Origin of the sequence: Streptomyces sp. NPDC050988 (assembly GCF_044456225.1) — a bacterium.
Lineage (GTDB): Bacteria > Actinomycetota > Actinomycetes > Streptomycetales > Streptomycetaceae > Streptomyces.
Window position 1 is genome coordinate 1,028,732 of record NZ_JBITFQ010000001.1, and the last position, 14,189, is coordinate 1,042,920.

Annotated in this window: 13 protein-coding genes; 11 read left to right on the plus strand and 2 right to left on the minus strand. The window is 70.6% G+C overall.

Annotation, left to right across the window (positions count from 1 at the left end):
* Positions 1–13: 13 nt before the first annotated feature.
* Positions 14–1,597, minus strand: a complete 1,584-nt coding sequence (locus tag ACIBEI_RS04585) for an MDR family MFS transporter (RefSeq protein ID WP_398884942.1) — start codon at positions 1,595–1,597, stop codon at positions 14–16.
* Positions 1,598–1,611: 14 nt separating this feature from the next.
* Positions 1,612–2,211, minus strand: coding sequence for an NADPH-dependent FMN reductase (locus ACIBEI_RS04590; RefSeq protein ID WP_269647247.1), 600 nt, complete (start codon positions 2,209–2,211; stop codon positions 1,612–1,614).
* Between the two features lie 117 nt (positions 2,212–2,328).
* Between ACIBEI_RS04590 and ACIBEI_RS04595 the strand changes: the two genes are divergently transcribed.
* The 11 genes from ACIBEI_RS04595 to ACIBEI_RS04645 all read left to right on the plus strand — a co-directional run bounded on the left by ACIBEI_RS04595 (position 2,329) and on the right by ACIBEI_RS04645 (position 14,186).
* Positions 2,329–3,084: a TetR/AcrR family transcriptional regulator gene (locus tag ACIBEI_RS04595; protein ID WP_398884944.1), complete on the plus strand. Its 756-nt coding sequence runs from the start codon at positions 2,329–2,331 to the stop codon at positions 3,082–3,084.
* Positions 3,085–3,225: 141 nt separating this feature from the next.
* Complete coding sequence (locus tag ACIBEI_RS04600; RefSeq protein WP_398884946.1) at positions 3,226–4,101, plus strand: hypothetical protein; 876 nt, start codon at positions 3,226–3,228, stop codon at positions 4,099–4,101.
* A 230-nt stretch (positions 4,102–4,331) separates the two neighbouring features.
* Positions 4,332–5,816 (plus strand): FAD-dependent monooxygenase, encoded by a 1,485-nt coding sequence (locus tag ACIBEI_RS04605; RefSeq protein WP_398884948.1) that lies wholly within the window; start codon positions 4,332–4,334, stop codon positions 5,814–5,816.
* A gap of 57 nt (positions 5,817–5,873) precedes the next feature.
* Positions 5,874–6,200: a TcmI family type II polyketide cyclase gene (locus ACIBEI_RS04610; RefSeq protein ID WP_398884950.1), complete on the plus strand. Its 327-nt coding sequence runs from the start codon at positions 5,874–5,876 to the stop codon at positions 6,198–6,200.
* On the plus strand, positions 6,197–7,486 hold the full coding sequence (locus ACIBEI_RS04615; RefSeq protein WP_398884951.1) for a beta-ketoacyl-[acyl-carrier-protein] synthase family protein: 1,290 nt from the start codon (positions 6,197–6,199) through the stop codon (positions 7,484–7,486). Before ACIBEI_RS04610 ends, ACIBEI_RS04615 begins: the two co-directional genes overlap by 4 nt.
* Positions 7,483–8,709 (plus strand): ketosynthase chain-length factor, encoded by a 1,227-nt coding sequence (locus ACIBEI_RS04620; protein WP_398884953.1) that lies wholly within the window; start codon positions 7,483–7,485, stop codon positions 8,707–8,709. The genes ACIBEI_RS04615 and ACIBEI_RS04620 overlap by 4 nt, the downstream gene beginning before the upstream one ends.
* 60 nt (positions 8,710–8,769) lie before the next feature.
* The gene (locus ACIBEI_RS04625) at positions 8,770–9,039 is read left to right on the plus strand and encodes an acyl carrier protein (RefSeq protein WP_398884955.1); all 270 of its coding nucleotides are present in this window, start codon (positions 8,770–8,772) and stop codon (positions 9,037–9,039) included.
* A 32-nt stretch (positions 9,040–9,071) separates the two neighbouring features.
* The gene (gene fabG, locus ACIBEI_RS04630; RefSeq protein ID WP_398884957.1) at positions 9,072–9,872 is read left to right on the plus strand and encodes a 3-oxoacyl-ACP reductase FabG; all 801 of its coding nucleotides are present in this window, start codon (positions 9,072–9,074) and stop codon (positions 9,870–9,872) included.
* 26 nt (positions 9,873–9,898) lie between these two features.
* A complete protein-coding gene (locus tag ACIBEI_RS04635; RefSeq protein WP_398884959.1) occupies positions 9,899–10,837 on the plus strand; it encodes an aromatase/cyclase in 939 nt (312 codons plus the stop codon).
* Positions 10,838–10,840: 3 nt separating this feature from the next.
* Positions 10,841–12,838: an SDR family oxidoreductase gene (locus tag ACIBEI_RS04640; protein ID WP_398884961.1), complete on the plus strand. Its 1,998-nt coding sequence runs from the start codon at positions 10,841–10,843 to the stop codon at positions 12,836–12,838.
* Positions 12,839–12,962: 124 nt separating this feature from the next.
* Entirely contained in the window at positions 12,963–14,186 is a 1,224-nt protein-coding gene (locus ACIBEI_RS04645) for an MFS transporter (protein ID WP_398884962.1), read from the plus strand.
* The last annotated feature ends 3 nt before the right edge of the window (positions 14,187–14,189 follow it).

Genomic DNA, 14,189 nt, shown 5'->3' on the forward strand with positions numbered 1-14,189 from the left:
AGAACGTGGGGTGTCAGTCCGTGGTCGTCGCGGGGACCTGGGCAGGCCGCGAATCCCCGGCGGGTTCGGGGGTCTTGGGGGCCGGAGTCCCACGGACGAACCAGGCGAGGGCGAAGGCGACGGCCGAGAGCAGGGCGGTGCCGATGAGGACGCCGTGCAGTCCGCTGGTGAAGGCTTCTTGGACGACAACGCGCACCTGACCGGACATCCCGTCGACCGACGACGGGGTCAACTCGCTGCCGGAGGTGAGCTGTTCGGCCCCGCGCTCGCCCAGCCGGCCACTGAGCTCGTCCGTCATACGGCCCAGGTGCACGGCTCCGAGCGCGGCGACGCCGAGTGAACCACCGATCGTGCGCAGCAGCGTGACCGTTCCGGTGGCGGCGCCCATGTCGCGCGGCGGTGCCGTGTTCATCGTGGTGAGGAGCGTGCTCTGCATCAGGATGCCGACGCCGATGCCGAGCACCAGGGTGAGGGCCGAGGCGACGAACACCGGGGTGTCCGTGTCCAGCAGGAGCAGCAGCAGCGCGCCGACGACCGTGACGGCGCCCCCGGTGATCGGCACCACCCGCTCCAGGCCGCCGCGGTCCATCAGCCGCCCGGTGGTCAGCTGCGCCGCCAGCATGCCCATCATCAGGGGCAGGATCTGCATGCCGCTGACGGTGGAGGTGGAGCCCTGCACGAACTGCATGTACTGGGGCAGGTAGTTGATCACCGAGACCAGTACGGCGCCGACCAGGAAGCTGAGCGTCTGGGCGAGGGCGAAGTCACGGCTGCGGAACAGCCTCGGCGGGATGACGGGTTCGGCCACCCGCTGTTCCACCCGGACGAACGCGGCGACGGCCAGGGCAGCGACGACGGCGAGCAGCACGATCTGCGCCGAACCCCAGTCGTAGCGGGTGCCGGCCCAGGTGGCCAGCAGGGTGAGCGAGAGGATGGCGGTCGTCAGCAGCGCCGTACCGGGGTAGTCGATCCGTCCGCCGGAGCGCTCCTTGGGCAGCCGTACGCCTCTGGCGACCGCGAACAGCGCGAGGACACCGAAGGGCACGTTGACGTAGAACACCCAGCGCCAGTCGAGGGCGTCGGTGATGAAGCCGCCGAGCAGCGGTCCGCCGACGAAGGCGACCGGCAGCATCACGCCGACCATCGACTGGACACGGCCGCGCTCGTGCGCGGGAACCAGCACGCCGATGACCGAGAGCGCGCCGACCATCAGTCCGCCGGCGCCGAGGCCCTGGACGGCACGGAAGGCGATGAGCTGTGGCATGTCCTGGGCGAGTCCGCACAGGACGGTGCCGACCAGGAAGAGCAGCACGGACCACATGTAGGCGCCCTTGCGGCCCTTGAGGTCGCCGAGCTTGCCCCAGATCGGGGTGGCGGCCGCCATCGTGAGCAGGTAGGCCGTGACGGACCAGGAGAAGTGGTCGAGGCCGCCGAGATCACCGACGATGGTCGGCAGGGCGATGCTGACGATCTGTCCGTCGAGGGTGGCCAGGAAGATGCCGAGCATGAGTCCGAAGATGCCGAGGTAGGGCAGCTTCCCGGCGGCCTGCGGGGGCGTGTCCGCGGTGCCGCCGGTCTCCGTCGTGTCGCTGGTCATGGCCGTCTTTCGTCTCAGCCGGTGTACGGGCGAGCGGTGCGGGCGTCCCGAAGTGCCTCTCCCCACCAGGCCAGTTGGTCGAGCAGGGCCTTGGCCGCGACGTCGCAGTCCGGGTCGAGGGGCTTGCCGTCCGAGTCGAACTTGTCGCCGTAGTTGTGGAAGCTCACGGTGTTGCGGATCGTCATGGCGTTCAGTTCGGCGAGGACCAGCCGCAGGTGCTCGACGGCGCGCAGGCCGCCGGAGATGCCGCCGTAGGAGACGAAGGCGACGGGCTTGGCGTGCCACTGCGGGTTGTGCCAGTCGATCGCGTTCTTCAGGGCCGCCGGATAACTGTGGTTGTACTCCGGCGTGATGATGATGAAGGCGTCGGCCGACTCCATGCGCGGGGCGACCGCGCCGAGCAGAGCCATGTCCTCGTCCGGAAGTTGCTCCCCGAAAGCCGGCATGACGGTCGGCAGGGGTGTCTCGACCAGGTCGACGAGGTCGACCTCCATGTCCTTGCGCTGGGCGATCTGGCTCAGCAGCCAGTCGGCCACGACCGGACCGAAGCGTCCGCCCCTCGTGCTGCCGACGAGGGCCGCCACCTGCAGAGGGCTGTCGTTCAGGTCACTCATGCGGAACTCCTGGAAGTGTACGGCGTATCGCTACAGATACAACGTACACATCGGTGTGTACGTTGTCTACTGCTGTTACGTTGTACACAACCCCGGCACCCGGAAGGAACCTCACCCATGGCCACTCGGAGAAAAGAGGAGAAGCAGGTGACGCCGGAGCCGTCCGAGCCCAGGGAGACCGTCTCGCTCTGGGAACGCCTCAACCGCCCCGCACCCGCCCCTCGCTCCACGCTCACCCCGCAGCGCATCGCAGCGGCCGCCGTGGCGATCGCCGACACGGAAGGCCTCGACGCCGTCACCATGCGGCGCCTCGCGGCCGACCTGGGGGCCGCGCCGATGGCGGCGTACCGCTATGTCTCCGGCAAGGACGAGCTGCTGGAGCTGATGGTCGACCACGTCTACGGCGAGCTGTCGCTGCCCGGGGACGCCAAGGACTGGCGGGTCGCCATGCGGGCGCTCGCCCTGCGCACCAGGACCGTGCTCCTGAGGCACTCATGGGTGGCCCGCACGGCGGTGTTCACACTGACCCCGAACCAGCTGGCCGTGCCCGAGCGGGCCCTGGCCGCGCTCGACGGGCTCGACCTGGACGCCGACACGATGATGGCGGTCTTCCGCACCGTCGACTCCTATGTGCAGGGCGCGGTGGGCTTCGAGATCGGCCTCAACGAGCTGATGCGGGAGCAGGGCTGGTCCAGCGCGAACGAGGCGCGCACCGGTCTGGCCCCACGCATGACATGGCTGATGGGCACCGGCCGTTACCCGACGTACGAGCGCTATCTCCGCGAGGCGAGCCGCAAGGACGACCTGGAGTGGCAGTTCGAGACGGGCCTCGAGTCGGTCCTCGACGGGATCTCCGCACGCCTGGGCATCTGAAATTCCGTCACGTTCAAATCCACGACAAATTCATCAGAGAAGTAAGAGATTTCCGGCACGCACCCCACAGAAGGTGAGTTCACTCACGGCCGTGCCGGAGGCGCGGAAATAGCCTCACCACACCGAGAAGTGGTGGGGGAAATGACTCGAGTACTCGCAGGTAGGACCCAGGAAATAACCGTGTGCCGGGGTGCCCGGTGCGAACGTCGCGCGGCCGAGGGCCGGCCCCGCCGGCCCGCCGCACGGGGGCACCGGCTCTGCCCGGACTGCCGGGACCGCCTGATCGCGGAACTACGGCAGCTGCCCCGGCTCCACGAGGAGTGCGGCCGGCTTCTCGGCGGCTCCGACGGGCCGCGCGAGCGCACCTCGGGCGGGCCCCTGCCGGGCCTGCCCTTCAACACCGCCGCGGCGGACGTCCGGTCGGCCATCGCCGGGGTGCTGCGGTCCTGGTCGTCCGTGGTCGTCGAGGAGCGCCGGACCAGCGCTCCGCCGGCGAACGTGGAAACCCTCGCGGCGTTCCTCGCCCGGCACTTCGACTGGCTCACCGCACATCAGGCAGCCGCTGAACTGTCCCAGGAAACAGCCCTGTTGGTGCGTGACGCGCGTCGCGTGATCGACCCTAGCCCACTGCGCCGGGTCCCCATCGGGTCCTGCGTCGAGGCCGACTGCCAGGGCGGCCTGGTGGCCCTCGTACGGCCGCACCGGGCAGACACCCCGCTCGAGATCCGCTGCGAGGCCTCACCCGCCCACCGCTGGTCCGCCGACGAATGGCTGAGCCTGAGCCGGATGCTGACGCACGAGACCCGCGTGCACTGGGTCGGCGCCGCCGACATCGCCCGGCTGTGGAACATCCCGCCCGGCAGTGTGTACCGGCACGCCAGCGAGCAGCGGTGGCGTAGGCGAGCGGAGGGCGGGCGCACCTACTACCACTGCGAGGACATCCAGCGGACACTCGGCGCGCGTTCCGGAATTACGCCCTCCAAAAACGGTGTCTCACCTTCCTCAAGTGCGACTTAACAATTACTTGACGGAGTGTTGTGTCCCGCCTGAAAAACTCCTCTTGACATTCCGAGGATTTCCGAAGAAGCTAATCACTAGTTTCCGCAGCACTGTGTCGACCAACCGGTGCATGGCGTTTCCCGGCAAATTAATGCCGGTTCAGTTATTTCGGTTCCGAATTAACACCCCAGTTACATTCCGAACCCCTCTCCTGCAATTCCTCTCTGAAATGCCCGGAGGACAAGTACATGGATGCTTCGGTCATAGTCGCCGGCGCGGGGCCCACCGGCCTGACGCTCGCCGCCGAGCTGCGTCTGGCGGGGGTCGACGTCATCGTCGTCGACCGGCTCGCCGAGCGGACCGGCGAGTCGCGTGGCCTCGGTTTCACCACACGCACGATGGAGGTCTTCGACCAACGCGGGCTGCTGCCCCGCTTCGGCGACATGGGGACCAGCAACGCCGGACACTTCGGAGGACTGCCGGTCGACTTCGCCGTACTGGACAGCGTGCACCAGGCGGCCAAGACCGTGCCGCAGTCGACCACCGAGACCATGCTCGAAGGCTGGGCCGGTGAACTGGGCGCGGACATCCGCCGCGGCCACGAACTGCTCGCCGTGCGCGACACCACCGACGGTGTGGAGGTCGACGTACGCGGGCCGGACGGCGAACAGCGGCTGACGGCGCACTATCTCGTGGGGTGCGACGGCGGGCGCAGCACTGTCCGCAAGGCCGTCGGCTTCGACTTCCCCGGCACGGCGGCGACCATGGAGATGTACCTCGCGGACATCAAGGGCGTCGAGCTCGAACCCCGGCTCATCGGGGAGACCGTGGACGGCGGCATGGTCATGGTCGGGCCGCTCGGCGACGGCGGGATCACCCGCATCATCGTCTGCGAGCGGGGCACCCCGCCCAAGCGGCGCACCGAGCCCCCGTCGTACGAGGAGGTCGCGGCGGCCTGGCAGCGGCTCACCGGGATCGACATCTCGCACGCCGAGCCGGTGTGGGTCAGCGCTTTCGGGGACGCGACCCGCCTGGTCACCGAGTACCGGCGCGGCCGGGTCCTGCTGGCCGGCGACGCCGCGCACATCCATCTCCCGGCCGGCGGACAGGGCATGAACACCGGCATCCAGGACGCCGCCAACCTCGGCTGGAAGCTGGCCGCCGTCGTCCGGGGCACCGCGCCCGAGGACCTGCTGGACACCTACCACGGCGAGCGGTACCCCGTCGGACAGCGCCTGATGATGAACACCAAGGCGCAGGGCCTGCTCTTCCTGAGCGGCGACGAGGTGCAGCCGCTGCGGGACGTGCTCCGCGAGCTGATCCGGTACGAGGAGGTCAGCCGCCATCTCGCCGGCATGGTGAGCGGCCTGGAGATCCGGTACGACGTCGGGGGCGGCCGCCATCCCCTGCTCGGCCTGCGTATGCCGCATCTGGAACTGGTCGGCGACCGGCGCAAGACCAGCAGCACCGAACTGCTGCGCGCGGCCCGGGGCGTGCTCCTGGACCTGGAGGACAACGCTGTCCTGCGCGACCGGGCGTCCGGCTGGTCGGACCGTGTGGACATCGTCACCGCCGCACCGCACGGCCTGTCCGACGACAGCCCGCTGGCCGGCACCTCGGCCGTGCTGGTGCGCCCCGACGGGCATGTGGCGTGGGCCGCGCCCGGCAGCCACCACGACCTGCCGATGGTGCTGGAGCGCTGGTTCGGCCCGTCGCGGGGCCCGAAGTCCTGACGCCGGCCGTGCTCACAAGGCCGTCCTGGCGCCGATCGTCCTGACAAGGAGAGAGAGATGCACAGCACGCTGATCGTGGCTCGAATGGAGCCCGGATCCGCCGACGACGTCGCGCGTCTGTTCAACGGGTTCGACGACACCGAGATGCCGCACCTGATGGGTACCCGGCGCCGCCAGCTCTTCTCGTACCGGGGCCTCTACTTCCATCTGCAGGACTTCGACAACGAGGACGGCGGCGAGCGGATCGAGCAGGCCAAGACGGACCCCCGGTTCGTCGGGATCAGCGACGACCTCAAGCCGTTCATCGAGGCGTACGACCCGGCGACCTGGCGCTCCCCCGCCGACGCGATGGCCCAGCGCTTCTACCACTGGACCGCACTGTGACCGCGACCGGCGGCCGGCGGGTCGTGATCACCGGCATCGGGGTGACCGCACCGGGCGGTGTGGGCGCCAAGAACTTCTGGAGCCTGCTGACCGACGGGCGCACCGCCACCCGCCGTATCAGCTTCTTCGATCCGTCGCCGTTCCGCTCCCAGGTGGCCGCCGAGGCCGACTTCGACGCGGCGCTGCTCGGGCTCGGCCCGCAGGAGATCCGGCGCATGGACCGCGCCGCGCAGTTCGCGGTCGTCACGGCGCGCGAGGCGGTCGCCGACAGCGGGCTGGAGTTCGAGGGCCTCGACCCGCACCGCACCGGGGTGACCATCGGCAGCGCGGTCGGCGCGACCATGGGGCTCGACGAGGAGTACCGGACCGTCAGCGACAACGGGCGGCTCGACCTCGTCGACCACACCTACGCCGTGCCCCACCTCTACAACTACCTGGTGCCCAGCTCGTTCGCCGCCGAGGTGGCCTGGGCGGTCGGCGCCGAGGGGCCGAGCACGGTGGTCTCCACGGGCTGCACCTCGGGCCTGGACTCGGTGGGATACGCCGCCGAGCTGATCCGGGAGGGCGCCGCCGACGTCATGGTGGCCGGTGCCGCGGACGCCCCGATCTCGCCGATCACGGTGGCCTGTTTCGACGCGATCAAGGCGACCACTCCGCGCAACGACGACCCGGAGCACGCCTCACGGCCCTTCGACGGCACCCGCAACGGGTTCGTCCTGGGCGAGGGTGCCGCCGTGTTCGTCCTGGAGGAGCTGGACGCCGCCCGGGCCCGCGACGCCCACATCTACGCGGAGATCGCCGGGTACGCGACCCGCAGCAACGCCTTCCACATGACCGGACTGCGGCCCGACGGGCGGGAGATGGCGGAGGCCATCCGGGTGGCCATGGACGAGGCCCGGCTGAACCCCGAGGACATCGACTACATCAACGCGCACGGCTCCGGCACCAAGCAGAACGACCGGCACGAGACCGCCGCGTTCAAGCACAGCCTGGGCAGCCATGCCTACGACGTACCGGTCAGCTCCATCAAGTCGATGGTCGGGCACTCGCTCGGTGCGATCGGCTCGATCGAGATCGCCGCGTCCGCGATGGCCATGGAGCACGGCGCCGTACCTCCCACCGCCAATCTGCACACCCCCGACCCCGAGTGCGATCTCGACTATGTGCCACTCACGGCACGCGACTGGCAGACCGACGCGGTGCTCTCCGTCGGCAGCGGCTTCGGCGGCTTCCAGAGCGCCATCGTGCTGGCCCGTCCGGACCGGGCCGAAAGGAGCGCCGGATGAGCGCCGCCGTACGGGTGGCCGTCACCGGGCTCGGTGTAGCCGCGCCCAACGGTCTCGGTGTGGAGGCCTACTGGGCGGCGACCCGGGCCGGCGCCAGCGGCATCGGCCGGGTGACCCGCTTCGACCCAGCGCAGTACCCGGCCCGACTGGCCGGCGAGATCAAGGAGTTCAGCGGGCTGGAGCATCTCCCGGCCCGGCTGCTGCCGCAGACCGACCGCATGACGCAGGTCGCCCTGGCCGGCACGGACTGGGCGTTCGCCGACGCGGGCGTCGATCCCGCCGAGTTGCCCGAGTACGACATGGGTGTCATCACGGCGAGCTCCTCGGGTGGCTTCGAGTTCGGCCAGAAGGAACTCAAGGCGCTCTGGAGCCAGGGCAGTCGGTACGTCAGCGCCTACCAGTCGTTCGCCTGGTTCTACGCCGTCAACAGCGGCCAGATCTCCATCCGCAACGGAATGCGCGGCCCCAGCGGCGTGGTCGTCGGCGACCAGGCGGGCGGCCTCGACGCGGTCGCACAGGCCCGGCGGCAGATCCGCAAGGGCACTCCACTGGTGGTGTCCGGCGGAATCGACGCCTCGATCTGCCCCTGGGGCTGGGTCGCCCAGATGGCCGGGGACCGGCTGAGCACCAGCGACGACCCGGCGCGGGCGTACGTGCCCTTCGACGCGGCGGCGCGCGGGCATGTGCCTGGCGAGGGCGGCGCGCTGCTCGTCCTGGAGGACCTGGAGCGGGCCCGCGAGCGTGGAGCCCGGCAGATCTACGGGGAGATCGCGGGGTACGGCTCCACCTTCGACCCCCGGCCCGGCAGCGGACGTCCGCCCGGCCTGCGCAAGGCGATCGAACTCGCCCTGGCCGACGCGGAGTCGAGTGCCCGCGACATCGACGTGGTGTTCGCCGACGGCGCCGCCCTGCCCGAGCTCGACCGCATCGAGGCCGACGCCATCACCGGTGTCTTCGGAGCCCGCGGGGTCCCGGTCAGCGTGCCCAAGACAATGACCGGACGGCTGTACTCCGGGGCGGCACCGCTGGATCTGGCCGCCGCGTTCCTCGCCATCCGGGACGGCGTGATCCCGGCCTCGGTCGGCACCCGTCTCAGCGACGCCTACGCCCTCGACCTGGTCACCGACCGCCCGCGCCACGCCGCGGTCCGCTCGGCCCTGGTCCTCGCCCGCGGACAGGGCGGCTTCAACTCGGCCGTGGTGGTACGCGCCGTCGACAAGTGACCGCTCCGCACCCCGTCCGCCTCGCTCTCTCTCCTCGAACCGCCCGACGAAAGGACCGTCATGCCCGCTCACGAGTTCACCATCGAAGACCTTCGGCGCATTCTGCGCGACGGGGCCGGCGCCGATGAGGCCGTCGACCTGGACGGCGAAATTCTCGACACGGACTTCGAGTCGCTCGGATACGAGTCCCTGGCCCTGCTGGAGACCAGCGGCCGGATCGAGCGCGAGTTCGGGATCACGCTCGACGACGACACGGTGACGGAGGCGAAGACCCCGCGCGCGCTGATCGGCGCCGTCAACTCCTTCCTGGTGCCCGCCCGGTCCAGCTGACGTTCCGTCAGGAGACAGAGGAGACAACAGACATGACGACTGCCACGTCCGGCAACACGGAGAAGAAGGTCGCCGTCGTCACCGGCGCGACCAGCGGCATCGGCCTCGCGGTGACCCGGCTCCTCGCCGAGCAGGGTCACCGGGTGTTCCTGTGCGCCCGCACCGAGGACGGTGTCACCCGCACGGTCAAGGAGCTGCTCGACGAGGGCCTCGACGTCGACGGCGCCGTATGCGACGTACGCGAGGGCGAGGACGTGAAGCGCTTCGTGCGGCAGGCCGTCGAGCGCTTCGGCCCGATCGACGTCCTCGTCAACAACGCGGGCCGCAGCGGCGGCGGACCCACCGCCGGCATCGCCGACGAACTCTGGTACGACGTCATCGCCACGAACCTGCACAGCGTGTTCCTGATGAGCCGCGAGGTGCTCAACACGGGCGGCATGGCGGCCAAGGAGGGCGGCCGGATCATCAACATCGCCTCCACGGCCGGAAAGCAGGGTGTCGTGCTCGGCGCCCCCTACTCGGCCTCCAAGCACGGCGTCGTCGGCTTCACCAAGGCCCTCGGCAACGAACTGGCCCCGACCGGCATCACGGTCAACGCCGTGTGCCCCGGCTATGTCGAGACGCCGATGGCCCAGCGCGTACGGCAGGGCTATGCGGCCGCGTACGACACCTCCGAGGACGCGATCCTGCAGAGGTTCCAGGCGAAGATCCCGCTCGGCCGCTACTCCACGCCCGACGAGGTGGCCGGCCTGGTCGGCTACCTCGCCTCGGACACCGCCGCCTCCATCACCTCGCAGGCCCTGAACGTCTGCGGCGGCCTCGGCAACTTCTGATCCCTTATCCGTGAGGAGAGTTCACCATGACCGTCCGTGAGGTCGAGCACGAGATCACTGTCGAAGCCCCGGCCGCCGAGGTGTACCGGCTGATCGCGGAGGTCGGGAACTGGCCGTTGATCTTCCCGCCGACCGTCCATGTCGACCACCTCGAACGCGGCGCGCGCGAGGAACGCATCCGCATCTGGGCCACCGCCAACGGCGCGGCCAAGGGCTGGACCTCGCGCCGCACGCTCGACCCCGAGGCCCGGCGCATCACGTTCCGGCAGGAGGTGTCCGCCCCGCCGGTGGCCTCGATGGGTGGTACGTGGATCATCGAGCCGGCCGGCGAGGGCGCGTCCCGCGTGCGCCTGCTGCACGACTACCGGGCCGTCGACGACGATCCGGAGGGCCTGGAGTGGATCGACCAGGCCGTCGACCGCAACAGCCGGTCCGAGCTGGCCGCGCTGAAGAGCAACGTCGAACGCGTCACCGGCTCCGCCGAGCTGACCCTGTCGTTCACCGACAGCCTGGAGATCGAGGGTGCCGCCAAGGACGTCTACGACTTCATCAACGAGGCCCAGCTGTGGAGCGAGCGGCTCCCGCACGTCAAGCAGGTCTCGCTGACCGAGGACTCACCCGGGCTGCAGGTCCTGCGGATGGACACGCTGACCAAGGACGGCTCGGTCCACACCACCGAGTCGATCCGGGTGTGCTTCCCTCACTCCCGGATCGTCTACAAGCAGACGACGCTGCCGGCGCTGATGAACCTGCACACCGGTTACTGGCAGCTCGAGGAGTCGGCCGACGGCGTCACCACCGCCACCTCGCAGCACACGGTGATCCTCAACACGGAGAACATCACCAAAATCCTGGGCGAGGAGGCCGGGATTCCCGAGGCCCGCGAGTTCATCCGCAACGCGCTGGGCAACAACAGCCGGGCTACGCTCGGCCACGCCAAGGCGTACGCCGAAGCGCGGCGCTGAGCGGTGGTCGTACAGGTTGCCGAAGCGCCGGACACCGACGTGGTCGTCGTGGGCGCGGGGCCCGTGGGTCTCCTGCTCGCCGGGACCCTGCGCCTCGGTGGCGCCCGGGTGACCGTACTGGAGCAACTGGCCGAGCCCACCGACGAGTCACGGGCGTCGGTCCTGCACTCCAGGACCATGGAGATCCTCGACGGTCTGGGCCTGCTGGACCGGCTCGGGCCGCCGCCGAGCGCGGGCCCCGGCCACTTCGGCGGCATCCCGCTCGACCTGACCGTGGCGCGCCCGAGCCGGTTTCCCGGCCAGTGGAAGGCACCGCAGACACTGGTCGAGAAGGTGCTGTACGAGTGGGCGGCGGGGCTCGGTGCCGAGGTGCTGCGCGGGCACACGGTGACCGGGCTGACGGTCGCGGAGCACCGGGTCGACATCGCGGCCACCGGTCCCGCCGGCGAGCGGCTGCGGTTCGGAGCGGCCTACCTCGCGGGCTGTGACGGCGAGCAGAGCACCGTACGGCGCCTCGGAGGTTTCGAGTTCCCCGGCAGCGGCCCGGTCAAGGAGCTGCTGCGGGCGGACATCAGCGGAATCGAGATCCCGGACCGGCGCTTCCAGCGGCACCCGAACGGGGTGGCCAACTCCCGGCGCGGACCGGACGGCGTCACCCGCCTCATGGTTCACCAGTACGGCCGTACACCCGCCCCGGACGGCCGGGCCCCGGACTTCGCCGAGGTCTGCCGGGTCTGGGCGCGGGTGACCGGCGAGGACATCGCCGGCGCCCGGCCCGTCTGGGTCAACGCCTTCCACAACGCCCGCAGGCAGGCGGCGAGTTACCGGCGCGGCCGGGTCCTCCTCGCCGGGGACGCCGCGCACGTCCAGCTCCCGGTCGGCGGCCAGGCACTCAACCTCGGTCTCCAGGACGCGGCCGCGCTCGGCGGGAAACTCGCGGCGCGGATCACCGGCCGCGCGGACGACCAGGTGCTCGACAGCTATCACGCCGAGCGGCACCCGGTGGGCGCACGGGTGCTCGGCAACATCGAGGCGCAGGCCCAGCTGCTGTTCGGCGGACCCGAAGTGGACGCCCTGCGCGTGGTGTTCGGGGAACTGCTCGCGCTCGAACCCGCCCGCCGCCACCTCGCCTCGATGATCAGCGGGCTCGACGGCCCGCGCCCCGCCGTCCCGGACACCGGCAAGACAGAACACCCCACGGCCACAGGCCCGTTCACCCGCACGCACAGGAGGAGCACCATGGGCAAGCTCACCGGCAGGACCGCGCTCGTCACCGGGTCCAGCCGCGGCATCGGACGGGCGACGGCGATCCGTCTGGCCCGCGAGGGCGCGCTGGTCGCGGTGCACTGCTCACGCGACACCGAGGGAGCCGACGACACCGTCGCCGCCGTCGAGAAGGAGGGCGGCCGGGCGTTCGCCGTGAAGGCCGAACTCGGCGTGGCCGGCGATGTGCACGCGCTCTTCCTGGAGTTGGAGCGCGGGCTGAAGGAGCGCACCGGCGAGACGACTCTCGACATCGTCGTGAACAACGCGGGGGTGATGGGCGGGGTGGCACCCGAGGACGTCACGCCCGAGCAGTTCGACCGGCTGTTCGCCGTCAACGCCAAGGCCCCGTTCTTCATCGTGCAGCGCGCCCTGCGGCTCCTGCCCGACGGCGGACGCATCATCAACATCTCCTCCGGGCTGACCCGGTTCGCCAACCCGCAGGAGGTGGCCTACGCGATGACCAAGGGCGCCATCGACCAGCTGACCCTGCACTATGCCAAGCACCTGGGCCCGCGGAACATCACCGTCAACAGTGTGGGGCCCGGCATCACCGACAACGGCACCCCGATCTTCGACAACCCGGCGGCCGTCGCGGAGATGGCGCGCTACTCGGTCTTCGAGCGGGTCGGCGAGACCAAGGACATCGCCGATGTCGTGGCGTTCCTGGCGAGCGACGACGCCCGCTGGATCACCGGCTCCTACCTCGACGCCAGCGGCGGCACGCTGCTGCGCTGACCGGGCGGGCCGCCGCCCCGCGGCCCGCCTCCCCGACTGGCCGGCCGTGGCTCGGTCGATGCCCCCATGAGCCACGGCCGGCCTGTGCACGGATTCCTGTCGCCCCGAAGGTGGTCAGCACGTCATGACGGCAGTCTCTCCACGCCCCGGTGCCCCTTCGGCGAAGGGGAGCCGCGCCCACCGGGCGCTTCTGTTCGTGCTCGCCGGGAACATGCTCATCGACGCGCTCGAAGTGTCCGTGGTGCTGGTCGCGCTGCCGGCCCTCGGGGACGATCTGGGGCTCTCGATGTGGGGCACCCAGTGGGTGATGAGCGGCTTCGCGGCCGGTTTCGCGGCCCTGCTGCTGCTCGGTCCGCGCGTGACCGCCCGCTGGGGCAGACGACGCGTGTATCTGGCGGCGCTCCTGGTCTTCGTGGCCGCCTCGGTGGCCGGTGGCCTGGCCGATCAGGGTGCGCTGCTGATCCTGACCCGGGTCGTCAAGGGCATGTGCGCCGCGCTCACCGCACCCACAGGGCTCGCGATCATCGGTACGACCTACCGGGCGGGTGCGGAACAGCGCCGGGCCGTCTCGGTGTACTCGCTGTTCGGCGCCGCGGGGTTCACGGTCGGGCTGCTGTGCTCCGGGGCGCTCACCGCGCTGAGCTGGCGGTGGGATCTCGTCTTCCCGGCGCCGATCGCCCTTCTCCTGCTGGTGTTCGGCTTCCGGCTGATTCCCGCGGACGCGGCGCCGGGGGCCGGTCCGCCGCCGCTTCGGGAGACGCTCGTACGGCTGTGGCGCAACGGTCCTTTCGTGCGCTCCGCGGTCTGCGCGGCGACGCTGAACGGCACGTATCTCGGTCTGCTCCTGCTGCTCACCCACCAGTTGCACGCCCAATGGGGCTGGGACGCCTGGCGGTTGGCGCTCGCGTTCCTGCCGGCCTGTGTGCCGCTGGCCCTTTCGCTGCCCTTCGCCGGGCGGCTGGTGGGGCGTTTCGGGAGCGAGCGGCTGATCGTCGCCGGGGGCTGCGCGGCGACCCTCGGCTGCGTGACCGCGCTGGCGGGCGGAGAGCCGGGCTCGTACATCACCGGGGTGCTGCCGACGCTGCTGCTGGTCGGCGCGGCCTTCGTGCTGTCGTTCGCCGCTCTCAACATGCAGGCCATGTCCGGGATTCCGGCCGACCGGAAGGGCCAGGCGGTGCCGGTCTACCAGACCGCCGTACAACTCGGCGCCGTACTCGCCCTGCCGACCGTGGCCGTACTGGCCGGTGCCGGGTACCGCCCGGCGCTGCTCTTCCTCACCGCCGTGTCGGCGGCCGGCGCGCTCACCGCGGTGTGGACCCGAACTCCCCAGCCGCACAAGGCGACTTGACGA

Coding starts and splice junctions, on each gene's coding strand:
- ACIBEI_RS04585 (WP_398884942.1), bottom strand. CDS start 1,597: ATGACCAGCGACACGACGGAGACCGGCGGCACCGCGGACACGCCCCCG.
- ACIBEI_RS04590 (WP_269647247.1), bottom strand. CDS start 2,211: ATGAGTGACCTGAACGACAGCCCTCTGCAGGTGGCGGCCCTCGTCGGC.
- ACIBEI_RS04595 (WP_398884944.1), top strand. CDS start 2,329: ATGGCCACTCGGAGAAAAGAGGAGAAGCAGGTGACGCCGGAGCCGTCC.
- ACIBEI_RS04600 (WP_398884946.1), top strand. CDS start 3,226: ATGACTCGAGTACTCGCAGGTAGGACCCAGGAAATAACCGTGTGCCGG.
- ACIBEI_RS04605 (WP_398884948.1), top strand. CDS start 4,332: ATGGATGCTTCGGTCATAGTCGCCGGCGCGGGGCCCACCGGCCTGACG.
- ACIBEI_RS04610 (WP_398884950.1), top strand. CDS start 5,874: ATGCACAGCACGCTGATCGTGGCTCGAATGGAGCCCGGATCCGCCGAC.
- ACIBEI_RS04620 (WP_398884953.1), top strand. CDS start 7,483: ATGAGCGCCGCCGTACGGGTGGCCGTCACCGGGCTCGGTGTAGCCGCG.
- ACIBEI_RS04625 (WP_398884955.1), top strand. CDS start 8,770: ATGCCCGCTCACGAGTTCACCATCGAAGACCTTCGGCGCATTCTGCGC.
- fabG (WP_398884957.1), top strand. CDS start 9,072: ATGACGACTGCCACGTCCGGCAACACGGAGAAGAAGGTCGCCGTCGTC.
- ACIBEI_RS04635 (WP_398884959.1), top strand. CDS start 9,899: ATGACCGTCCGTGAGGTCGAGCACGAGATCACTGTCGAAGCCCCGGCC.
- ACIBEI_RS04645 (WP_398884962.1), top strand. CDS start 12,963: ATGACGGCAGTCTCTCCACGCCCCGGTGCCCCTTCGGCGAAGGGGAGC.